Below are 21,982 nucleotides of genomic sequence, written 5' to 3' on the forward strand. Positions count from 1 at the left end.
AAGCGCTGCGGTTGGACGTAGCGCGCGCAATCAGAGAGTCCCGGATTACGACATGATGCGACCGCTTCCGCTCGCCGCTTGCCTTGCCTTGGCCGCCACCCTTTCGGTGGCCGCCGTCACGGCACAAACCCCTGCCGCAACCCCTGCCGAGGCAAAGCCTGCCGAGGCCGCGCCCGCTACTCCGGCTGCAGCGGCCACCCCGGCAGCGGCCACCGCCGCAGCGCCGGCCCCGGTTGCCGCCGCCCCGACGGGCAACCCCCAGACCGGACGCACCCTGGCCTATACCTGCCAGGGCTGCCACGGCGTGGAGGGCTACAAGAATGCCTATCCCAGCTTCCACGTCCCGCGTATCGGTGGCCAGTCCGCCGCCTACCTGACCCAGGCACTGACCGAATACAAGCAGGGCAATCGCAAGCACCCGACGATGCAGGCCCAGGCGCAGAGTTTCTCTGCCCAGGACATCGCCGATATCTCCGCCTATCTCTCTACCGTGAAGTAAGCCAACCATGTCGAATGCCGTGCACGCCCCGCGTCTAGCCATCGCCCTGCTCGCCGCCCTCGCCCTGGCCGCCTGCTCCCAGAACAACGAAGTGGCCGCCGAAGACCCCGGCCACGCCAGCGGAGAACATGGTTCCAGCTCTTCGGCCGGCCTTCCCGACGGCCGCATCGCGATGGGCGAGAAACTTGCCAACGCCAAGGGCAAGGCCACCGGCCAGAGCTGCGTCGACTGCCACGGCGCCGAAGGCAATGCGCCCATCGACGCGACCTATCCCAAGCTGGGCGGCCAGTACGGCGACTACCTGGCCCATGCCCTGCAGAACTACCGTGCCGGCGATCGCCAGCACGCGCTGATGACCCCGCAGGCCGCCGCACTGACCGACCAGGAGATTTCCGACCTGGCGGCCTACTTCGGCTCGCGTCCGTCCCAGCTTCGCGACCTGCACGGACTCTGACGGGTTTTCACCAGGCAATCGAAAACGGGGCCGACTGGCCCCGTTTTTTTGGGTTGTGATTGCAACCGGTGATCAACTGTCGGTCGGTATCGGATTCCGTTTCACCGGGATGTCCGGCGGCGGCCGCGCCGTCGCCGGCTGGTCGTTGAGATTGGGATCGAACAGGCTGCAGGCGCCGCCGGCCTGCAGCACCGACACCACGCACTTCACCTTCTTCGAGGTGCCGGGAATGGGGATGTCGACCTCGCGGATCGCACGGCGCACCCATTCGGCCAGCAGGCTCTCGTTGGTGGGGCGCCAGTATTTGTCGAACATGGTCGGTTCGTAGGGAAAGTCCGGGCGCTCCAGCCATTTGCTGGCCCGGTCCGCATCGGCGCGCTGCGCCTGCTTGGAACCCGGCGCACCTGGCTTGCTGGCATTGCCCGTGGCATTGCCGGGAAGGCGCACGCTGCCGTCGCTGTTGAACAGCCCCGGTTTGTCACCGCGGCCACTGCCATCGGCAGCACCGGCGACGTTGCGGGTGGATGCGCCCCAGTCATCGCCACGTACCGGGCCGGGCGCCGCGCCAGGTCGCGCGCTGGCAGCACCCGAACCCGCGGAACGGGCATCGGCTTGCGTTCCTTGCTGCGACGGCGCCGGGTTGGCTGCACTCGACGTGCTGGCGGCGTTGGCGTTGGCAGCGCTGGTGTTGCTGGCCGCCGCCGCGGCGCGACTCGGCGCTGCAATCTCGGCCTGGCGCACGCTGGGCGTGGCGGTCCGCACCTCGGCCGCGGCGATGTCACGTGCAGGCACCTGCACCGCGCGGATCTGCGGCAGGGGGGCGGCGACTTCGCGCTGGCGGACTTCGGGCGTTACTTGTGAAGCCTGTGGCACGGCCAGTTCGGGTTGCGGCACCCGCAACTGGGTAGGCGGCAGCAGGACCACCGTGACTTCGCGGGTAGGAACGCCCAGTTCTCGCGGCCTGATCTGCGGAGGTGCGACCTGCGGGATGCGGGCGGTGGTGGGCGGAAGCACGAAATCGCTGGTCGGTTCCGCCACTTCGGTCACCTGCAGGTTCTGCTGTTCGGTCACCGGCGCGGGCTGTTCGACCTCGGCCTGTGGCACCGACGACACCTGTTCGCTGGCTGCGGAACTGGGTGACTCGGCGACCGACGTTGCGGCCGGGGAGGCGGACGCCTGTTCGGATGCAGGCGTTGCCGGCGGTCCGCCGCCGACTTCCTCCGGAGTGCCCTCGCCCATGAATTCCACCTGCACCCGGCTGCTGTCTTCCTCAACGGCCGGCGGCGCCACGTTGACCAGTGCGAACAGCACCAGCAGCAACGCAAACAACAGATGCATGAGCAGGCTGACCATGCCGGCGAACCAGCGCAGGCCACGTTCCTCGCGCGGCGGCGGGCCCCAGTCCTGGTAGAACAACGAGCGGAATGCCTGCCACCGGTTGAGCGGCATGGAATTTGGGGTAACGGTGCTGGGCCGGTCCGCGAAGCGCTGGACGATGCCCTCGGCCAGCTCGCGCTCGATGATGCCCAGACGCTCCCGCAACCCCTTCAGCCACAGGGCCCAGCCATACGGCATGCCGGTATGGCGCTCGACCACGGGCGCAGGCTTGCCGGCAAGCAGCGCGGCGATGATGTCGGCGGCTTTCGTCACCCGGGGTGCGGAATCAGGCCGCGGTGTCGCGCGGAATATAGGGCGCGTCGCCCGTGTCGTGGTCGGTCACGTCACGCACCGCGGTGACGCCGGGAACGCGGGCCATCAAGGTCTTCTCGATGCCCTGCTTGAGGGTCACGTCGGCCATGCCGCAGCCGTTGCAGCCGCCACCAAAACGCAGCAGCACCACGCCTTCGGCGCTGACCTGCTCCACGGCCACGCGACCCTTGTGCTGGGCCAGCTGCGGGTTGACCTCGTTCTCGACGACCCAGCGCACGCGCTCGACCAGCGAAGCGGATTCGGCCGGCGCCTGGCCCTTGATCTTGGGTGCCTTGATGGTCAGCTGGCTGCCGGTGGCCTGGGTTACATAATCGATCTCCGCACCGTCCAGCCACGCTACGCTGTTGGCATCGACGTAGACGGTGAACCCATCGCAGTCGACGGCCCACTCATCGCCCGCCAGGTCACGGGGCTCGGCGAATTCAAGACGCGCATCGGCGCGCGCGGTGCCAGGATCCACCGCACTGAGCCTCACGCCCAGGCCGGGTAGCGCCTCGCGTTCGATCAACTTGCGGAAATGGGTCTGGGCGGTGTCTGAGAGATGGATCATGGCGGTATTCTAGCGATCAGCCTGTTAGACGTTCATTCGAGCACATAACGGCGGGGGTGGTACGTTCAGCCTGCCGCCGACCAAGGAAAACACCATGTCCGACCTCATTCCCCTGGCCCAGGCGCACTGCCTGTCCCTCAAGGGCAGCGAGCACAAACTCACCCAGGCCCGGGTCGCGGAGCTGATCCTTGAGGTGCCTGGCTGGGATCTTGTCGAGGAAGGCCGCGCGATCTGCAGGACGTACCGTTTCGACAATTACTACCAGACCATGGCCTTCGTGAACGCCCTTGCCTACATTGCCCATGCCGAGGACCACCATCCCGACCTGGGCGTCCATTACGACCGTGCGGTAGTGCGTTACTCCACCCACGACGTTGGCGGACTGAGCGAAAATGATTTCATCTGCGCGGCCAAGGCCGACCTGCTGGCTGCATGAGCGCAGCCGCCTCCACTTCGCCATCCGGAGACCCATGAGCATGGACAAACTTGCCAGCCACTTCAGCCTGTCACGTCCGGCGGCGGTCGCGCTCAGTGCACTGGTGCTTGTGACGGCCTGCGGAAAAAGCGAGCCGGAGGCTGCCTACATTCCCTCCACCATGGTGGCTGCCGTGCAGACACCCAAGCCCGAATATCCCATGGAGTTGCTCTGCGCAGGGATTGGCGGGGTCAGCACCCTGAAAGTGCTGGTGGGAGTGGAAGGCAAGCCGGTGGAAGTCGTCCTGATCGGCAGCAGCGGCCAATCCGCGCTGGATGCCGCCGCGGAGAAGGTGGTTCCCACCTGGATATTCGAGGCCGCCACGCGTAACGGCCAACCGGTCTCGCAATCCATCCAGGTGCCCGTGAAGTTCACTCCGCCGGCAGAAAGGCCCAATGAGTGCTTCAAGCTGGACGAACGGCGCTAGACCTGCTGTATCTGTAGAGCCGAGCAAGCTCGGCCGCCTTCAACAAGGTCGCCGGGAAAGTAAAGCTGGGCAGCCGGCAAGCTCGGCTAAAAAAAACGTCAGGCCAGTCGATCCAGCGCGGATGCAAGGTCATCGGCCAATGGGGCGTTGAGCAAGTACGGCGCCTTGCCGCTGTCCAGGGCGAACTCCAGCGAGGCCGCATGCAGGAACAGGCGCTTCAGTCCCACCTGTTCGCGCAGGCGCTTGTTGACCTCCGCATCGCCGTATTTGTCGTCACCGGCCACCGCATGGCCGATGTGTTGCGCATGCACGCGGATCTGGTGGGTGCGGCCGGTTTCGATACGGACTTCGCAATAGGAATGGCCGCCCCGACGTTCCAGCACCTTGAAGTGGCTCACTGACTCCTTGCCGATCGCATTGACCTGCACATGGCGCTCGCCACCCTGGCGCAGGCCCACATGCAGCGGTGCATCGACGCTCATCACGCCGTCCGGCATCCGGCCGACCAGCAGGGTCAGGTAACGCTTGCGGATGCCCGTGCCGCCTTCCTCACGCATCAGCGCCTGCAGTTCGGTCAGCGCCGAACGCTTCTTGGCCACGATCAGCAGGCCCGACGTGTCGCGGTCAAGGCGGTGCACCAGTTCCAGACTCATGTTGGGACGCAGGGCCCTCAGGGTCTCGATGGCCCCGTGGCTGATGCCGCTGCCCCCATGACTGGCGACGCCGGTCGGCTTGTTCAGCACCAGCAGGCGCGCATCCTCGAACACGATCGCCGCCTCCAGCCGCTGCAGGAACCCCAGCGGCGGCGCTGCCTTTTCTTCCGGATCACTGAGACTGACCGGCGGAATCCTGACCTCGTCGCCCGCCTCCAGCTTGCGATCGGCCTTGGCCCGGCCACCATTGATCCTGACCTGGCCACTGCGCACCAGCTTGTAGACCAGGCTGCGAGGCGCCCCCTTGAGTTGTCCCAGCAGGAAATTGTCGAGGCGTTGGCCCTCACGGTCTTCAGGCACCTTGATGGTGCGAACGGCGGTCTTGGTGGCCCCATCGGGCCTGCTTGCGGGGGGCTGTTCGGTCATGCGGCTTTATCTGATACACTCGGGGAGCGAGATAAGGGTTTGATTTCGCAGGAAGTTAACCAGCATCTTCGTGATGCTGCGGGCCAGAAGCCCAGCTTCCCGCGATTCCGGCAAGATGCGTAACCACTGCCCTCGGGGCAGCCAATGTTACCGCGGCTGGTCGGCGAATCCGGACATCGCCCGGCGTGTCACACGTCGGTAGCTGAACATGTCCCGTGAGGCGCAAGGGTTTCCCGAGCAGCCTCCGGCCCGCAACATATTTTATTGAACCAAAGCGCTCCCGCGGCCTGCCGTGGTGTTGCAGCGCTGGAAACCAACCCCTGCCTCATCGCGCCTGCGCGAGGGGCGGTGATCAGTGTCCAGATTGCGAAACCCACGGTGTTCCGCGCGGTAGCAGCGCGCGAGGAACGCACACATGAAACGCATGCTGATCAATGCGACGCAGGAAGAAGAACTGCGCGTCGCCATCGTTGACGGACAGAACCTGTACGACATCGATATCGAACAACCGTCCAAAGAACAGAAAAAGTCCAATATCTACAAGGGCCGTATCACCCGGCTCGAGCCTTCCCTGGAAGCGGCCTTCGTCGAATATGGCGGCGAACGCCATGGCTTCCTGCCGCTGAAGGAAATCTCCCGCGACTATTTCCAGGCAGGCGTCGACCACAACAAGGCCGGCCTGAAGGAACTCCTGCGCGAAGGCCAGGAAGTCGTCGTGCAGGTCGACAAGGACGAGCGCGGCAACAAGGGCGCCGCCCTGACCACGTTCATCTCGCTGGCCGGCCGCTACATGGTGCTGATGCCGAACTCGCCCACCGCCGGCGGCGTCTCGCGCCGGATCGAAGGCGATGACCGCGCCGAGCTGAAGAAGGCCATGGACGCGCTGGCCATTCCCGAAGACATGGGCGTGATCATCCGCACCGCCGGCGTCGGCCGCGATGCCGAAGAACTGCAATGGGACCTGGACTACCTGCTGCAGGTCTGGCGCTCGGTCGCCGAGGCCGCGCTGAGCAAGCCCGCGCCGTTCCTGATCTACCAGGAGTCGCGCCTGATCGTGCGCGCCCTGCGCGACTACCTGCGTTCGGATGTCGGCGAGATCCTCGTCGATACGCCTGAACTCTATGAAACCGCCAAGGAATTCATGGAGCAGGTGATGCCGCACAACCTGCGCAAGCTCAAGCACTACACCGACGATATCCCGCTGTTCAACCGCTTCCAGATCGAGTCACAGATCGAAGGCGCCTACGAGCGCAACGTGCGCCTGCCATCCGGCGGCTCGATCGTGGTGGACCAGACCGAAGCGCTGACCGCGATCGACGTGAACTCCTCGCGCTCGACCAAGGGCAGCGACATCGAGGACACCGCCTTCCAGACCAACATGGAAGCGGCCGACGAAGTGGCCCGCCAGCTGCGCCTGCGCGACCTGGGCGGCCTGGTGGTCATCGACTTCATCGACATGTCCAGCAGCAAGCACCAGCGTGATGTCGAAAACCGCCTGCAGAACGCGCTCAAGTACGACCGCGCGCGCGTGCAGATCGGCCGCATCTCGCGCTTCGGCCTGATGGAAATGAGCCGCCAGCGCCTGCGTCCCTCACTGGGCGAATCCAGCCAGATCGTCTGCCCGCAATGCGAAGGCCACGGCCGCATGCGCAGCATCGAGTCGCTGTCGCTTTCGATCATCCGCGTAGCCGAAGAGCATGCGATGAAGGAGAACACCGGGCAGGTGCTGGTCCAGGCCCCGGTGGAAATCGCCAACTTCCTGCTCAATGAAAAGCGTGGCGCGCTGCGCGAGATCGAGAAGCGCCACGACGCGCCGATCATCATCGTCGCCGACGAAGCCCTGCACACGCCCCACTACGAAGTGACCCGCGTGCGCGAGAACGAACTGGGTGAAGAGACGGCCAGGCCCAGCTACCAGCGCAATACCCCGCGCAAGCTGCCGGTGCATGCACTGACCAAGGCGCAGCTCAACATCCCCGCGCCTGCCGTGACCCACGTGAAGCACAGCCAGCCGGCGCCGATTCGCGAAGAACGCGAGGAAGTCGCGGTACCCGCAGCGGTCGTGACCGCAGTAGCACCGGTTGTGGCGGCTCCCGCGGCAACAGGCGTGGTCGGCTGGTTGAAGCGCGTATTCGGAGGCTCCGCTGCAGAAGACGGAAGCCAATCCCTCGCCGAGCAGACACGCCAGCGCAACGATCGCCAGCGCACCGACCGTGGCAATGATCGCAACAGCGGCCAGCGCCGTGATGGTCGCGATGGCGGCCGCGGCGGGCAGTCGCAAGGCCAGGGCCGTGGCGGCAGCGCCGGCCAGCGCCGCGACGAGCGCGGCCCGAAGCCGCAGAACGCCGCGCCGGCCACCGCACAGGCAGGACAGCAGCAGAAAGCGCGCACCGAGCCGCAAGCGCCCAAGCAGGCGCAGCAGCCCAGGCAGCAGAACCAGCCCAGGCAGCCGAAGCCGCAGAACGAAAGCGGCCAGAACGCCAGCGGGCGGCCGCCGCGCCAGCCACGCAATGGCGAAGCGCAGAGGCAACCCAGGCAAGAGGGCACGGAAGCTGTCGAGCTCAATTCCGTTCCCGCCCTGGGCGCGGTCACGACCGCAGCGATCGTTGTGCCGGCCGATAAGCCGGCAAGCGACATCACCACGCGCGAAACCGCTGAATCTTTTGCCCAGCCCGAAAGCCAACCGGGAGATGTGCTGGTGGCAGCTGCCAATGACTCGAACGAAACCGATACCGCCGAAGCCGAAGCGGGCGACGGCACCGGTCGTCGCCGTCGTGGCCGCAGGGGTGGCCGACGCAGGCGCCGCGGCGCAGGTGAAGCAGGCGCAGGCCTGGAAGGCGATGGTGCGGACGATTTCAACGACGGCGAGCAGCCACAGGCAATCGTTGGCAATGGCTCGCAGCCGGAATTCGATTTCGATGACGAGTCGCCGACCATGGCCCCGGCCGTCCAGAAGGTTGCAGTGCAGTCGGCTGTTGCCACCGCGGTAACCGCGCCGGTCGAGGCTGAGCAGCCCCGCCCCGCCGCGCCGATCCGGCCCGTGCCGGCGGTCGTAGCGGAGCCTGAGGCAGCATCGGTTGCCGTGTCCGGTGCTGCTCCCGTCACCATGGAACCAGAGCTGCCAGTCCAGGCGCAGCAATTGGTTTCAGCACCTGCCGATCTGCTGGTGGAAGCGCATCGCGCGGACGCCGAAGTGCTGGCGCAGGACATCCTGAAAAGCGATACGGTTGAAAGCTTCAACGTTGTCGACACCGCGCCGGCCCCTGCCGAAGCCGCCGTGGTCGCAACGCAGCCCGTCGCGGAACAGGTCGCGGAAGCAACCGCAGCGCCGCCAAGGAAAGCAGTGGAACCGGCGAAGCCTGCACCTGCCCGGCCTGCTGTCGGCAATACCGGCTCGCTTTTCTTCACCGCCGATGCCGACACGCCTTCCTCGGTGACCCGTCATCTGTTCGAACCGATGCCGCCCATCGTGCAGGCTGCCTCCATGCCGGATGCAGAGGCCGAAGAGCCCAAGCCGGACCCGGCGCTGCTTGCGGGCAACGACGAGCCGATCGAAGAAGGCAAGAACCAGGGCGGCGAACGCGGCGCCTGATGCTGCCGCTCCGCGCGTCCGTCAGATCGGACGCGCGGGGTCCAGCAATCCGTACTGCGTGGCCAGACGCGCCAGTGCGATGCTGTCGTAGATGCCCACCTTCCGGAACAGCTTGGATTTGTGGGTATTGATGGTCTTGGCACTCAAGCTCAGGCGTCTGGCGATTTCCTCCTGGCGAAGGCCCTGGATGAGCAACATCGCTACTTCCACCTCGCGTTGGGTCAGGTCATCGAAAGGTGAAACCGTGCCATCGATGTTGGCAAGGGCCATGTACTGGGCCACATTGCTGCCCAGATAGCGGCCGCCACGCGCGACCTCACGTACTGCCCGCAACAACTCGCTGGCATCCCCCGCCTTGCCCAGGTAACCGGACGCCCCGGCTTCCAGCAACCGCTTGGGCATGGGTCCATCTTCCAGTACCGACACGATGATCACCCTGGCCTCAAGATCGCTGCGTGTGATCCGCTCGGTGATCTCCAGGCCACTCATGCCCGGCAGGTGCAGGTCGCACAACACCACGTCCGGCTGCAGCTCCCTCACTTCGCGCAAGGCGTCGCCGCCATTGTCGGTGTCGCCCACGATTTGAATATCAAACTCGTCAGCCAGGATCATTTTCATCCCGGTGCGGACCAGTGCATGGTCTTCGATCAGGTATACGCGGATCATCCTTGATTCCCCTTATGCCACTCCAAGCGCCGAGCCTAGCCTCCCTGGCAAGGCCTAGGCAAGTCAATCGGCGTGTTTTCAAGGGTTTTTTGCGGCAAAGGGGGCTGGTTGCAGCTACTACTGGTGGCAAGACTCCAGAGGTAACCAAAACCCATACAGCACGTGCACTATTCGACTGCGTCCCAGCACAAAGCCTATTACGCCTGCCGGCTGGATACAGGCAGCACGCCAAGCCTTGCGACATGCGAGCGGAGATATGCGAATGGGCAGCGGCTGGTGGAAAGACCGCTGGCTCGCGCGTCGACGACGATGAGCGAACTGGAATGGCGGAGAGAGTGGGATTCGAACCCACGGTAGGCTCACACCTACGGCAGTTTTCAAGACTGCTGCCTTAAACCACTCGGCCATCTCTCCGTTACTGCGGAGCACGCGGGCCAGCGACTGGCCGCGCCATATTTTCCCATGAACGGCGTGGTCGTGACTACGATGCCTTGCGGACCTTTGCCTGTGCTGCTGGCGCGGCCTGCTCAGGCTCTTCGCACTTGCCGCCACAATCCAGCCGCGAACCTTCGATCTGCGCGGGAAGGTGCTCGGCGAGAAAATCGATGAACACCCGCACCGCCGGCAACATGCCGCGGCGGGAAGCAAAAACCGCGTGGCAGATGCCCTGGGGCAGCGTCCATTCCGGCAGCACAACCTCCAGCTCGCCCTTGCGCACGAGTTCCGCGCATACGGTTTCTGGCAGCAGGGTGATGCCGAAGCCACCGCGCGCCATCGACTGCAGCAGCGGGAAATCAAATCCGGACAGGCGTGGCTGGATATCCACGCGCCGCACTTCGCCATCGGGCCCATGCAGTTCCCAGCGCTGGCGTGCCTCGTCCTCGCTGGTGCTGAGGGTCACGTGCTCGGCCAACTCTTCGGGGCTCTTGGGGCGTCCGGCGCGGGACAGGTACTGCGGGCTGGCAACCATCAGCTGGCGGATCTGGCCGAAGCTGCGCATCACCAGGCTACCGTCGTCATCGAGCTTGGACCGCACCCGCAGGGCCACGTCGTAGCCTTCGTTTATCAGGTCCACGCGACGGTTGCTGATATGCAGCTGCAGTCGGACTTTCGGATATTTGTCGAGGAAGGCCGGCAGTATCTTCGGCAGCTGGGTCTGCGCCACTTCAACCGGAACGCTGACCCGGACCACGCCGCGCGGTTCTGCACTGAGGCGATCCACCACCTCCCGCGCGGCCTGCGCCTCGGCAAGCATGGTCTGGGCATGACGGTGCACGCTCATTCCCACGTCGGTCACCGCAAAGCGCCGGGTGGAACGCTGCAGCAGGCGCACGCCCATGTCGGTTTCCAGCTGGCTGATACGCCGGCTGAGACGCGACTTGGGAATGCCCAGCGCGCGCTCCGCCGCAGCGAAGCCGCCGTGGTCCACCACCATGGCGAAGTAATAGAGGTCGTTGAGATCCTGCATACTTTTATTCCATATGTAGAACAATTAATGGCATTCAAGCATCTTTATTCCATGGAAGCAACAGTCTAACTTGGCCTCCAACGCGGATAACCCGCCTCGCCAGATGGACATTCCATGAAACTCCTGCATCTCGACTCCAGCGCCCTGGGCACTGCTTCCGTAACCCGCGAGCTGAGCGCCGCCATCGTAGCCCGTTGGCAGGACAAACTCCCGCGCCTGGAAGTGGAATACCGCGACCTGGATACCAACCCCCTGCCCCACCTGACCGGCCAGTCGCTGGCCCAGTCCGATCCGGCGGAAAAGGCCGATGCGGCCCGCGTGCTGGAGCAGTTCCTGGCCGCCGACGTGCTGGTGATCGGTGCGCCGATGTACAACTTCTCCGTGCCTTCCACCCTGAAGGCGTGGATTGACCGCATCGCGGTGGCAGGCAAGACCTTCCGCTATACGGAAAACGGGCCGGAAGGCCTGGCCAAGGGCAAGCACCTCATCATCGCCAGCGGCCGGGGCGGACTGCATACCGGTGCACCTACCGATTTCCAGGAAGCCTACCTGCGCCAGGTATTCGGGTTCCTGGGCGTCACCGACATCGACTTCGTGCGCGCCGAGGGGGTGGCGTACTCACCGCAGCACCGCACTGACGCGATCGCAGCCGCCTTGGCCTCAATTCCCGAGCCAACGCGTTTGGCTGCATGACAGCAGCAAAAATGCAGTTCCCCATTGGGCCCGCCACGCGGGCCTTTTTTTAGAATTGAGCGGGCCAACGGGTCCTTTTTTTCAGGACCGGGCCCGCCAGGCGGACCTTTCTTTCTCAGGCGATGACGTCAATGCCGCCCATGTACCGGCGCAGGGCCTCGGGTACGGCAATCGAGCCGTCGGCGTTCTGGTAGTTCTCCATCACCGCGATCATGCAACGGCCCACCGCCACGCCGGAACCATTGAGCGTATGCACGGGTTCGGGCTTGCCGGTGGCCGGGTTACGCCAGCGCGCCTGCATGCGACGCGCCTGGAAATCGCCGCAATTGGAACACGAGGAAATCTCCCGGTAGGTCTCCTGCGACGGCAGCCACACTTCCAGGTCGTAGGTCTTGGTAGCCGAAAAGCCCATGTCACCGGTACACAGCAGCATGCGCCTGTAGGGAAGCCCCAGCTTTTCCAGCACCACCTCGGCGCAGCGGGTCATGCGCTCGTGCTCGGCGTCGCTTTCCAGCGGGCGCGACACCGACACCATTTCCACCTTCTCGAACTGGTGCTGGCGGATCATGCCGCGGGTATCGCGGCCATGGCTGCCGGCTTCGGCGCGGAAGCACATCGAGTGCGAGGTCATGCGCAACGGCAACTTGCCGTCCTCGACGATTTCGTCGCGGATGATGTTGGTCAGGGGCACTTCGGAAGTCGGGATCAGGTAGCGCTTCGATTCGCCGACCAGGGTGGAGAACAGGTCCTCTTCGAACTTGGGCAATTGCCCGGTGCCACGCATGGAATCGGGATTGACGATCAACGGCACGTTGGTTTCCTCGTAGCCGTGCTCGTTGCTGTGCAGGTCCAGCATGAACTGCGCAAGGGCCCGGTGCAGCCTGGCCAACTGGCCACGCAATACCGTGAAGCGGGCGCCGGAAAGCTTCGCGCCGGCATCGCCATCCAGCCAGCCGTGGCGTGCGCCCAGTTCGACATGGTCCCTGGCGCTGAAATCGAAAACCCGTGGCGCGCCCCAGCGATGCTGTTCGACGTTGCCGGCCTCGTCACTGCCCGGCGGCACACTTTCGTGCGGCAGGTTGGGAATGCCCAGCGCAATGGCCTCGATCTCGCCCCGGATCCGCTCAAGCTCTATTTCGGAAACCTTGAGTTCGTCGCCGAAAGCAGCGACTTCGGCCATCAACGCCGACACATCCTCACCCTTTGCCTTGGCCTGGCCGATTGCCTTGGAGCGCGTATTGCGCAGGTTCTGCAGTTCCTGGGTGCGCGCCTGGATCTGCTTGCGCGATGACTCCAGGGATTCGATGGCGGCGACATCCAGCAGGTAGCCACGCGTGGCCTCGAGCCGTTGGGCCAGTTCGGCAGGGTTGGCGCGGAGCAGGGCGGGATCGAGCATGGAATGGCTTTCATGGAAAAATCGACGCGCAATTATCGCCTGTAATGCAGGTACTTGCCTCGTCCAGGACAGCTGCCCATGTCAGAATCACAGGGAATCGACCCGGACCTGTCATGCCTGCTTCCAACCCGCCAGACCACGACTACACCTTCCGCCTGCCACGCAGCGCCTTGCGCATCGCCGGCTTCGCCTTCGGCATAGGCCTGTTGCTGTTCGTGGTCGTGTGGTGGATGGGCCGCGACCAGGCCTTCTACAAGGTCGAGCCCACCGCAACAGGCAAGCCCACCGGACAACTCGAAGCACTGCCGGAGCCCTTGGCCGGCAGCGCGGGTGCCAGCGACATGCCCGATGCAGGGCCAACGGCAACCGAACGCCCACAGCTGGTCGAGGCAGCGCCCTCGCAGGAAATGCCGGCATCCATCGATGAAGAGCTGCCGGCACCGACGCAGGCTCCGGCGACAGCCGAATCCGATGCGCCAGGCGCTACCCCGCTGGCTGCCGGCGACCAGCCGGTGCCCTTGCGCGGGGCGATGCCTGCACCCAGATACCCAGCGGGTGCCCTGAGGCGCGGAGAGAGCGGCACGGTCATGGTGCGTGTGGAAGTCGATGCCTCCGGCATGCCGGCGGGGGTGGCGTTGGTCCAGCGCAGCGGCTCACGGGACCTGGATCGCGCGGCCATGGAAGCGGTACGCGGCTGGCGCTTCCAGCCTGCACAGCGGGATGGCAAGGCGGTGGCCGGCAGCCTGGTGATTCCGGTTGATTTCAGGGCCGACGAATAGCGCCTTGATCCGCGCATAAGGCGTGGACAAGGCGTGGCCTTCACGTCGCCATGACGCCGACGCAACGATCCCGCATGCAAGACTCGTCCCTGTTCATCCACTTGTTCAGGGAGATCAACCATGTCAACACCGAATCCTAATGAGCCTGGCTACAACCGAGTCGATCCCGACGCGCCGGTGGTTGCACCGCCGCGAAGCAGCACCGCGCTGGTCTGGATCCTGCTGCTCGTCGCGCTGGTGTCCCTGGGACTGTGGTGGTACAGCAGGCAAACATCGGTCGTGCCCCCGCCGGCGCCCGCGGCCACCGAAACGCCCGTGATAGCGGACGATACCGCCAGCGCACCTGCGGTCCGTGCCGACAGGCCTGCCGCGGTCAAACCGCAAGCAAAGCCGAAGCCGACGCCCGCCGTCACCCGCGATCCTTCCCCGCTTGCGAGCAACCAACAGCCGAAGTATCCGGGCCAGGCCTTGCGCTCGGGCGTCGAGGGCAGCGTCAGCGTGCGGATCGAAGTCGACGCTACCGGTACCCCTACCGATGTGAAGGTGGTGGAACGCAGCGGCGAACGCAGCCGCGACCTGGATCGCGCGGTGCTCGATGCGGCGCGCAAATGGCGTTTCGAACCGGCAATGAAGAATGGCAAGGCCGTGGCCGGCGCCGTGATCCTGCCGGTCGAATTCAAGAGCGAGTAAAGGCTCCGAAACCGACGCGCCTGGCAAGCGCGTCGTACCCCGGGAACGAGGTAGCGACGTTGGCTACGTCGCCTACCCGCACCGGGCCCGATGCAACCTGGGCAGCCACGCTGAATGCCATGGCGATGCGATGGTCGCCGTGGCTCTCCACCGATCCGGCGCCAATATTGCCGCCATGGAGGGAGGCGCCATCGGCCGTCTCCTCAACGTCGATGCCCAAGGTCCGCAGGCCCGCCGACATGGATGCCAGTCGATCCGATTCCTTGACCCGCAACTCGGCCGCGCCGCGCACCACCGTGACGCCCTCGGCCGCCGCCGCCGCCACGAACAAGGCCGGGAACTCGTCGATCATGTCCGGCACGATTTCGACCGGGACCTCGATGCCATGCAGGGGTGCGTGGCGCACCACCAGGTCGGCGACCGGCTCACCACCATGCTCGCTGCGGTTCTCCTCGGTGATGTCCGCGCCCATCGCACGTAACGCGACCAGCAATCCTGTCCGACGTGGATTCAATCCCACTGCATGCAGGCGCAATTCGGATCCGGGGACGATGCTGGCCGCCACCAGGAAGAAGGCCGCCGAGGAAAAATCGGCGGGCACCGCGATATCTGTCGCGCGCAGGCGCTGGCCGCCCTGCAGGCGTGCGTAGCCCGGCGAGAACTCAATATCCACGCCCAATGCCGACAGCATCCGCTCGGTGTAGTCGCGCGTGGGATGCGGTTCGCGAACCACGGTTTCCCCGCGCGCATACAGGCCGGCCAGGAGGATCGCTGATTTCACCTGGGCGCTGGCCACTTCCAGCGTGTAGTCCATTCCCCGCAGCATCTGCCGCCCCTGGATCCGCAGCGGCGGCATGCCACCCGGGGCCGACTCGATGCTCGCACCCATCCGCGACAGCGGATCGATCACCCGGCGCATCGGACGCCTGGACAACGATGCGTCCCCTACCAGCACCGTGTCGAACGGCTGCGCGCACAGCAGGCCCGCCAGCAGGCGCATGCCGGTGCCGGCGTTGCCGCAGTCCAGCGGACCCTGCGGCGCGCGCAGCCCATCCACGCCCACGCCATGGACGATGCGTTGCGACGGCGACGGCGTTTCGAAGCGCACGCCCAGCTGCGAAAAGATCCCTGCCGTGGCGCGGGTATCCTCGCCTTCCAGGAAGCCGTCAATGCGGGAAACCCCGTCAGCCAATGCGGCGAACATGACCGCGCGATGCGAAACCGATTTGTCGCCGGGAATCCCGGCCTCGCCCCGAAGCGCCGTGCCGGGGGAAACGATCCAGTCCTGCTGCCCGCCCATTGCTCAGGGCACCGCCACGGGATAGGAACCCAGGATCTTGATCTGGGCAGAATGCGCCTTCAGTTCGGCCAGCGCTTTCTTCATCGATTCGTCCTCGATGTGGCCGGCCAGGTCGATGAAGAACCCGTATTCCCACTTGGCGTTGTGCGAGGGTCGCGATTCGATGCGGTTCATGCTGATGCCGTGCCTTGCAAACGGGCTCAGCACATCGAACAGCGCGCCCGGTTTGTCGTGGATGAAGACCAGCACCGAGGTGCGGTCATGGCCGGAGGTCGGGAAGATGCTGCGCCCGATCACCAGGAAGCGGGTGGTGTTGTCCGCGTCATCCTGGATCGAGGACATGATGACTTTCTTGAGGCCGTAGACATGGCCCGCGCTTTCGCCCGCGATGGCCGCCGCGTCATCGGAATTGCGCGCGCGGCGCGCGCCTTCGGCATTGCTGGAAACCGGGATCTTCTCGACCTTCGGCAGGTGGGAGCGCAGCCACGACGAGGTCTGCGCGAATGATTGCGGGTGCGAGTAGATGCGTTCTATGTCCTCGATGCGACCGGTGCGCGACAGCAGGTACTGGTGCACGCGCAGCTCGACTTCGCCACAGATCTTGAGGTTGGAAGTGAGGAACATGTCCAGGGTCACCTGGATGGTGCCCTGCCCCGAGTTTTCCACCGGGACCACGCCGAAGTCGGCATTGCCGGACTCCACTTCCTGGAACACTTCCTCGATGCTCGCCAGCGGAAGGCCATGCGCGGAGCGACCGAAGTGCTTCATCACCGCCTGCTGGCTGAAGGTGCCTTCGGGACCCAGGAAGCCGACCTTGAGCGGCTCCTGCTGGGCCAGGCAAGCCGACATGATCTCGCGGAACACGTGCACCAGCACTTCATCGCTGAGTGGACCTTCATTGCGGTCCACGACCATGCGCAGCACCTGTGCCTCGCGTTCGGGACGGTAGTAGTCGACCGCGGCGGCGAGCTTGCCCTTGGCCTTGCCCACCTGCAGTGCATAGGCGGCACGGTCGGCGATCAGGCCCTGGATCTGACGGTCGATGCCGTCGATGTGGGCGCGCACGTCCGAGAGCACAGGAGCCGCCGCCACGGCGGCTTTTGGGATCTTCCGGGCGGTGGGCTTTGCAGCTTTCTTCGCCGGCTTCGTGGATTTGTCGACCATGGATTCTCTCTTTGTACGGCGGTTGACGGCTGCAATTCATGCAGGAGCAATGCGAATCGCGATGAAGCTCCCGGGACATGGCGACGGGCGTCGCTCCTTCATGCCCCGGTCATTGGAGTCAGGACATTTCTACCCGTTGCGCTGCTGGAAGTCGCGCATGAAGTCGACCAATGCCTGCGCCGCCTGCACCGGCAGCGCGTTGTAGAGCGAAGCACGCAGGCCGCCCACCGCCTTGTGGCCCTTCAGCGCCAGCAGGCCGGCTGCCTTCGATTCGGCGACGAAGCGTGCCGTCAAGGTTTCGTCGGGAAGAAAGTAGGGAATGTTCATGCGCGAACGCGCCTGCGGAACCACGTCGTTGCGATAGAAGCCGCCTGAGGAATCGATGGCCTCATAGACCAGCCTGGATTTGGTCGCGTTGCGGCGGGCGAATTCATCGACGCCGCCCTCGGCCAGCATCCACTTGAACACCAGCCCTGCCAGGTACCAGTTCCAGGTGGGTGGCGTATTGAGCATGGAATCGCGCGCGGCGTGCGAGCGGTAGTCGAAGATGTCGGCTCGCGGCTGGCCGCTCCGTTCCAGCAGGTCGCGGCGGATGATGACCACGGCCACCCCGACCGGCCCCAGGTTCTTTTGTGCCCCTGCGTAGATCACGCCGTATTTCGACACATCGACCGGCTCGGAGGCGATGCTGGAACTGAAGTCCGCAAACAGCGGGACATCCCCCACCACGGGGGCGTCGCGGAACTCAACGCCATGGATGGTTTCATTGGCGGTGATATGCACGTAGGCCGCATCGGGCGTCAGCGTCCAGCTGTCCCTCGCCGGAATATCGTGGAAACCACCAGGCTCCCCGTTAGCCGCGATATGGACGTGCACGTACGGGCTTACCTGCTTGATCGCAGTCTTGCCCCAGTGACCGGTGACCACGTAATCGACCGCCTGGCCCGGGGCGGCGAAGTTCAGGGCCAGCAGCGCCTGTTGGGTGGTGGCGCCACCGGACAGGAACAGCACTGCGTAATCGTCCGGGATCCCGATCAGGCTGCGCAGGTCGGCTTCGGCCTGGGCGGCAACGGCGATGAAATCCGCGCTGCGGTGGCTGATCTCCACGATCGAAGCACCGACGCCGTTCCAGTCCAGCATTTCCGCCTGGGCCTGGAGCAGGACCGATTCGGGCAGGGTGGCGGGACCGGCACTGAAATTGAAAAGGCGCGTCATGGGAGGCCTGCAAACGGGGAGCCTAGTATGCCGCAGCGCAGCAGCGCGGCAACCGGTCGCGATGCGGCTGACTGCATCCCTGCACTGGTTTCAAACGTAACTTGTGCTGTGCTGAAGACCGGCTGCGGGAACCCTTGGCTGCCCGCCTGGTTCTATAGTTGTCGCCACCCCGAGGAACGACCATGTCACTTCGCGATGCATTGAAGATTCCTGCACGCCAGATCACCGAGGAATCGGTCTATCAAGGGCGTCGCACCCTGTTGCAGGCGTTCGCCATAGCGCCCGCCCTGACCCTGGCGGGCTGCGCCGATGCCGAGCCACCGCCGCCGCCCCGGACCGTGGTCACGCCCGCACAGGCCCGCTCGGGGTTCCGCACCAGCGAGGCGCTGACCCGGTACGCCGATGTCACCAGCTACAACAACTTCTACGAGTTCGGGACCGGCAAGACCGACCCTTCGTCCGCGGCCAAGACATTGCGGACCCGGCCTTGGTCGATCGCAGTCAGTGGCGAATGCGCCAAGCCCGGCCGCATCGCGCTGGACGATCTGATCAAGGGCCTGACCCCGGAGGAGCGCATCTACCGCCTGCGCTGCGTCGAAGGCTGGTCGATGGTGATTCCGTGGCTGGGCGTGCCGTTGGGCGAAGTGCTGAAGAGATTCGCACCTACCTCCAAGGCCAAGTACGTCGCCTTCACCACGCTTGCCGATCCCAAGCAGATGCCCGGTATCCGCTACAGCTCGATCAACTGGCCTTATCGCGAAGGCCTGCGCATCGACGAAGCCATGCATCCACTCACGTTGCTGGCGACCGGGTTGTACGGCAAGCCGTTGCCGCAGCAGAACGGCGCGCCACTGCGGCTGGTGGTGCCGTGGAAATACGGGTTCAAGAGCATCAAGTCGATCGTCGAGATCAAGTTCGTCGAAAAGATGCCGGAAACCGCCTGGCACGACCTGCAACCCTCCGAGTACGGCTTCTTCTCCAACGTCAATCCTGCCGTTGATCATCCCCGCTGGAGCCAGAAAACCGAGCGCCGCATTGCCGGTGACGCCAGCAAGCTGTTCGCCAACCGAATCCCCACCCTGCCCTTCAACGGTTACGCGGCCCAGGTCGCTTCCATGTACGCCGGACTGGACCTGAAGAAGTGGTACTGAATACGGGCCCGTAGCAAGCGCCTCCGCCCTGCGCGGGCCGGTTTGCTCTGCACCCGCAGTGCCGTTACCACAATCCATCCAGCTCCAACGACGGAACCCCATGGCACGAACTTCGAGCGGCCTCATCGCGGCAAAAACATTGGTGCATCTGCTGGCCCTGCTGCCCGCCAGCATCCTGGCCTGCCAGTTCTACGATGTCTGGAAGCACGGCAGCGACGCGCTGGGCGCCGACCCGATCGCGGCAATCGAGCATCGCACCGGCCTGTGGGCGCTACGGTTGTTGATGATCACACTGGCCATCACTCCGCTGCGCCAGCTCAGCGGCCAGCCGGTCCTGGTCCGGTTCAGGCGCATGCTCGGCCTGTATGCCTTCTTCTACGCCTGCCTGCATTTCGCGGCTTACCTGGGTCTGGATCTGCGTGGGTACTGGGCCCAGATCTTCGAGGAGATCGTGAAACGGCCCTATATCACCGTCGGCTTCAGCGCGTGGCTGCTGCTGCTGCCACTGGCCGTCACCTCGACCAAGGGCTGGATCAGGCGCCTGGGCCGCAACTGGGCACGCCTGCACAAGCTGGTCTACGCCATCGGCATACTGGCCGTACTTCACTTCTGGTGGCTGGTGAAGTCGGACATCCGCGAACCGGCGCTGTATGCGGCGATCCTCGCAGTGCTGCTCGGCTGGCGTGCCTGGAAAGCCTTCAGCGTGCGCCGAACAGCAGCAACGCGCTCAGCGTAGCGCCCAGGAACAGGGCAGCCAGCAACAGCCAGGGCCAACGCCGGATCGAATGCCTGCCCTTGGCTGGCTCCGACTCGCCGCGGCCGTCGGCAATTCTATCCTCGGTGAATTCCCGCGCGTCGCCTGCCGCTTCCTGCCAGGGCACTTCAAGCACGAAGCGATGCTGGCTGTCGAAGGCGACCTGGTCACCTGCCGCGAGCAAGGCATCGCGCACGGCGGTGCCGTTCACCATGCTGCCGGTGGCCGATCCCAGGTCGCGCAGCAGGACGCGGTCGCCGCGGCGTTCCAGCTGGGCATGGCGCTCGGCGAAAACCGGGTCGTCGATGCGGATGGCCGATGCCGCCGAACGGCCCACCAGGCACGGCTCGAGAAGCGTAAAGCTGCGACCATGGTATTTGCCACCCACTCCACGCAGGACGATGCGCGGATCGGTCGCATCGCCTGGCTCGCCCTTCGGCAGCACGTCCACGCCGTGATGGGATGCCTGCACGAGTATTTCAGCGCCATCAAGGTAAACGGTGTCGCCCGCACGCAGCATGGCCATGCGCTGCACGGGCCGGCCGTTGACATGGATGCCGCGGCTGCCGGTAGGCACCTGCAGCCAGAGGCCGCGACGGTCCATGCAGAACTGGGCAAGCAGCGCGCCTTGCGCACCGTCGCCGACACCCAGCAGGCCGCTGGCCTCACGCACCACGCGGTGCACGCCCGTGACCAGCACGCGATCGGGTTGCTGCCTGTTGCCGAAATGTAGTCTTAGGTTTTCCACGCGGCGCGAGACTAGCATGTCGCGCTGCGGCTTGGACTCGCGGCCCGGCATCCGCACAATAGAGCCAGTACAGAAGGAACCCCTGCATGCCCAGTATCGATATCCGCCACCCGCATACCAAAACGCCGGCCCAGGCACGCAAGGCCGTCGACGGCGTAGCCAAGAAGCTGTCCGAACGCTTCGAATTCCATCATGAGTGGGAAGGCGACACCCTGCACTTCAAGCGTTCCGGCGTGGACGGCAAGATCAAACTCTCGCCCAAGAGCCTGCATGTCACGGCGCAGCTCGGCTTCATGCTGTCATTCCTCAAGGATTCCATCGAGTCTGAAATAAAGAGGGTGCTGGGCGAAAAGTTCGACTGAGCGCGTCTGCATTTCCCCGGCAGCCGCTGGCTAGCGGAAGGGGTCGGGATCACCTGCGAACAGGCGCCTTGCGACCACGCGTTCCGACTTCTCGATATCGGCCACGAAGGCCTTGCCGTCGCCGAGCGCTGAAAAAGCTTCGAAGCCACGCTCCAGGAAACCCTGCAATTCCCCAAGACCGCTGGCCTTGGCCGGGCCGCGCGACAACCGCAACAGCAGGGCCACGCCAGGCGTGCGCACCGCGTTGGCCAGGCCCACGCCCACCCCGGCTATCAGGTCGATCTGGTGCTGGCGCAGGCGCTCATGGCCCACAAGGCGGTAGGCCTTGGCATACAGGGCGTCATCCAGTCGCTTGCGCGTGGGTGCAATGCGCTGCAGTTCCGTCGCCATGCGCAGGTCCAGCGCATGGGTCAGGGCACCGAGCTCGATGCCGTCGGCAACCGTGCCCAGCACTGCCGCTGGCAGCAACCGCTGCATCATCGGCAACACCTTGGCCACGTTGGCATCGCGCTTGCTGAAATCGCGGTCGCCATAGACGTCGGTGACGAAGAATACCGCCGCTGCACGACGCTGCGGATCGTGCAGGAAATGCTCGAAACTGCGTTCCAGGCGCCTGGTCTGCCAACTGCGCAGCAGAGGCAGCCAACGCAACTGGTTGCGGGGTTCCAGCTTGGGGTCGTGCAGCGCCTGATGGGAAGCCAGCCGGCGCCCCAGCCTTTCGATGTGTGGATTTGCACGCGCCATGCGCTCAATGATCGTGTGCGGGGCCTGCATCCGCAAGCGCAATTGCGCAATTCGCGGACTCGCCGG

The 21,982-nt window shown here is 65.1% G+C and carries 22 protein-coding genes and 1 tRNA gene; 11 read left to right on the top strand and 12 right to left on the bottom strand.

All coding sequences use genetic code 11. The features are described 5' to 3' along the window. Window positions 1-55: 55 nt before the first annotated feature. A complete protein-coding gene (locus DT603_RS01360) occupies window positions 56-499 on the top strand; it encodes a c-type cytochrome (RefSeq protein WP_162348342.1) in 444 nt (147 codons plus the stop codon). A gap of 7 nt (window positions 500-506) precedes the next feature. Further along, on the top strand, window positions 507-953 hold the full coding sequence (locus DT603_RS01365) for a c-type cytochrome (RefSeq protein WP_162348050.1): 447 nt from the start codon (window positions 507-509) through the stop codon (window positions 951-953). A 72-nt stretch (window positions 954-1,025) separates the two neighbouring features. Here the strand turns inward: DT603_RS01365 and DT603_RS01370 are convergent, their stop codons facing one another. Continuing rightward, complete coding sequence (locus tag DT603_RS01370) at window positions 1,026-2,603, bottom strand: hypothetical protein (protein ID WP_162348051.1); 1,578 nt, start codon at window positions 2,601-2,603, stop codon at window positions 1,026-1,028. A gap of 13 nt (window positions 2,604-2,616) precedes the next feature. After that, window positions 2,617-3,213: an NfuA family Fe-S biogenesis protein gene (locus DT603_RS01375; protein ID WP_162348052.1), complete on the bottom strand. Its 597-nt coding sequence runs from the start codon at window positions 3,211-3,213 to the stop codon at window positions 2,617-2,619. Between the two features lie 94 nt (window positions 3,214-3,307). On the opposite strand from DT603_RS01375, the gene DT603_RS01380 reads away from it, so the two are divergent. After that, window positions 3,308-3,649, top strand: a complete 342-nt coding sequence (locus DT603_RS01380; RefSeq protein WP_162348053.1) for a 4a-hydroxytetrahydrobiopterin dehydratase — start codon at window positions 3,308-3,310, stop codon at window positions 3,647-3,649. Window positions 3,650-3,683: 34 nt separating this feature from the next. After that, on the top strand, window positions 3,684-4,115 hold the full coding sequence (locus tag DT603_RS01385) for an energy transducer TonB (protein ID WP_246191516.1): 432 nt from the start codon (window positions 3,684-3,686) through the stop codon (window positions 4,113-4,115). A gap of 98 nt (window positions 4,116-4,213) precedes the next feature. Here the strand turns inward: DT603_RS01385 and DT603_RS01390 are convergent, their stop codons facing one another. Then, window positions 4,214-5,194 carry an RluA family pseudouridine synthase gene (locus DT603_RS01390; protein ID WP_162348054.1) on the bottom strand — a complete coding sequence of 327 codons (981 nt, stop codon included), beginning with the start codon at window positions 5,192-5,194 and terminating at the stop codon, window positions 4,214-4,216. Window positions 5,195-5,609: 415 nt separating this feature from the next. Here DT603_RS01390 and DT603_RS01395 point away from each other — a divergent pair, with 415 nt between their 5' ends. After that, on the top strand, window positions 5,610-8,786 hold the full coding sequence (locus tag DT603_RS01395) for an Rne/Rng family ribonuclease (protein WP_162348055.1): 3,177 nt from the start codon (window positions 5,610-5,612) through the stop codon (window positions 8,784-8,786). 21 nt (window positions 8,787-8,807) lie between these two features. Here DT603_RS01395 and DT603_RS01400 read toward each other — a convergent pair whose 3' ends face one another. The 3 genes from DT603_RS01400 to DT603_RS01410 form a co-directional block, all read right to left on the bottom strand. Further along, complete coding sequence (locus tag DT603_RS01400; protein WP_162348056.1) at window positions 8,808-9,452, bottom strand: response regulator; 645 nt, start codon at window positions 9,450-9,452, stop codon at window positions 8,808-8,810. Between the two features lie 324 nt (window positions 9,453-9,776). Then, a tRNA-Ser gene (locus DT603_RS01405) sits at window positions 9,777-9,866 on the bottom strand. A gap of 67 nt (window positions 9,867-9,933) precedes the next feature. Beyond that, window positions 9,934-10,920: a LysR family transcriptional regulator gene (locus DT603_RS01410; protein ID WP_162348057.1), complete on the bottom strand. Its 987-nt coding sequence runs from the start codon at window positions 10,918-10,920 to the stop codon at window positions 9,934-9,936. Between the two features lie 114 nt (window positions 10,921-11,034). On the opposite strand from DT603_RS01410, the gene DT603_RS01415 reads away from it, so the two are divergent. Beyond that, window positions 11,035-11,613 (top strand): FMN-dependent NADH-azoreductase, encoded by a 579-nt coding sequence (locus tag DT603_RS01415; protein WP_162348058.1) that lies wholly within the window; start codon window positions 11,035-11,037, stop codon window positions 11,611-11,613. Between the two features lie 115 nt (window positions 11,614-11,728). Here DT603_RS01415 and serS read toward each other — a convergent pair whose 3' ends face one another. Further along, window positions 11,729-13,009, bottom strand: coding sequence for a serine--tRNA ligase (serS, locus tag DT603_RS01420; RefSeq protein WP_162348059.1), 1,281 nt, complete (start codon window positions 13,007-13,009; stop codon window positions 11,729-11,731). 113 nt (window positions 13,010-13,122) lie between these two features. Between serS and DT603_RS01425 the strand changes: the two genes are divergently transcribed. Both DT603_RS01425 and DT603_RS01430 read left to right on the top strand, forming a co-directional pair. Next, window positions 13,123-13,788 (top strand): energy transducer TonB, encoded by a 666-nt coding sequence (locus tag DT603_RS01425; protein ID WP_162348060.1) that lies wholly within the window; start codon window positions 13,123-13,125, stop codon window positions 13,786-13,788. Window positions 13,789-13,908: 120 nt separating this feature from the next. Continuing rightward, a complete protein-coding gene (locus tag DT603_RS01430; protein WP_162348061.1) occupies window positions 13,909-14,478 on the top strand; it encodes an energy transducer TonB in 570 nt (189 codons plus the stop codon). Here DT603_RS01430 and aroA read toward each other — a convergent pair. From aroA to serC, 3 genes are all read right to left on the bottom strand, one after another. Next, complete coding sequence (aroA, locus tag DT603_RS01435) at window positions 14,465-15,778, bottom strand: 3-phosphoshikimate 1-carboxyvinyltransferase (RefSeq protein ID WP_162348062.1); 1,314 nt, start codon at window positions 15,776-15,778, stop codon at window positions 14,465-14,467. The two genes, DT603_RS01430 and aroA, sit on opposite strands and share 14 nt — an antisense overlap. Window positions 15,779-15,781: 3 nt before the next feature. Continuing rightward, window positions 15,782-16,942, bottom strand: coding sequence for a prephenate dehydratase (pheA, locus tag DT603_RS01440; protein WP_162348063.1), 1,161 nt, complete (start codon window positions 16,940-16,942; stop codon window positions 15,782-15,784). A 129-nt stretch (window positions 16,943-17,071) separates the two neighbouring features. After that, complete coding sequence (gene serC, locus DT603_RS01445; RefSeq protein ID WP_162348064.1) at window positions 17,072-18,157, bottom strand: phosphoserine transaminase; 1,086 nt, start codon at window positions 18,155-18,157, stop codon at window positions 17,072-17,074. Between the two features lie 182 nt (window positions 18,158-18,339). Between serC and msrP the strand changes: the two genes are divergently transcribed. Together msrP and msrQ are read left to right on the top strand one after the other, a co-directional pair. Continuing rightward, window positions 18,340-19,308: a protein-methionine-sulfoxide reductase catalytic subunit MsrP gene (msrP, locus tag DT603_RS01450; protein WP_162348065.1), complete on the top strand. Its 969-nt coding sequence runs from the start codon at window positions 18,340-18,342 to the stop codon at window positions 19,306-19,308. Between the two features lie 100 nt (window positions 19,309-19,408). Next, window positions 19,409-20,044: a protein-methionine-sulfoxide reductase heme-binding subunit MsrQ gene (msrQ, locus tag DT603_RS01455; RefSeq protein WP_162348066.1), complete on the top strand. Its 636-nt coding sequence runs from the start codon at window positions 19,409-19,411 to the stop codon at window positions 20,042-20,044. Here msrQ and DT603_RS01460 read toward each other — a convergent pair. Further along, window positions 20,007-20,828, bottom strand: coding sequence for an FHA domain-containing protein (locus tag DT603_RS01460; RefSeq protein WP_211368227.1), 822 nt, complete (start codon window positions 20,826-20,828; stop codon window positions 20,007-20,009). The two genes, msrQ and DT603_RS01460, sit on opposite strands and share 38 nt — an antisense overlap. Before the next feature lie 68 nt (window positions 20,829-20,896). Between DT603_RS01460 and DT603_RS01465 the strand changes: the two genes are divergently transcribed. Continuing rightward, window positions 20,897-21,172 carry a polyhydroxyalkanoic acid system family protein gene (locus tag DT603_RS01465; protein WP_162348067.1) on the top strand — a complete coding sequence of 92 codons (276 nt, stop codon included), beginning with the start codon at window positions 20,897-20,899 and terminating at the stop codon, window positions 21,170-21,172. 30 nt (window positions 21,173-21,202) lie between these two features. Here DT603_RS01465 and DT603_RS01470 read toward each other — a convergent pair whose 3' ends face one another. After that, window positions 21,203-21,916, bottom strand: coding sequence for a DUF8198 family protein (locus DT603_RS01470; RefSeq protein WP_162348068.1), 714 nt, complete (start codon window positions 21,914-21,916; stop codon window positions 21,203-21,205). Window positions 21,917-21,982 lie beyond the last annotated feature (66 nt).

The sequence above is a fragment of the Pseudoxanthomonas gei genome (genome assembly GCF_010119615.1).
Taxonomy (GTDB): domain Bacteria; phylum Pseudomonadota; class Gammaproteobacteria; order Xanthomonadales; family Xanthomonadaceae; genus Pseudoxanthomonas_A; species Pseudoxanthomonas_A gei.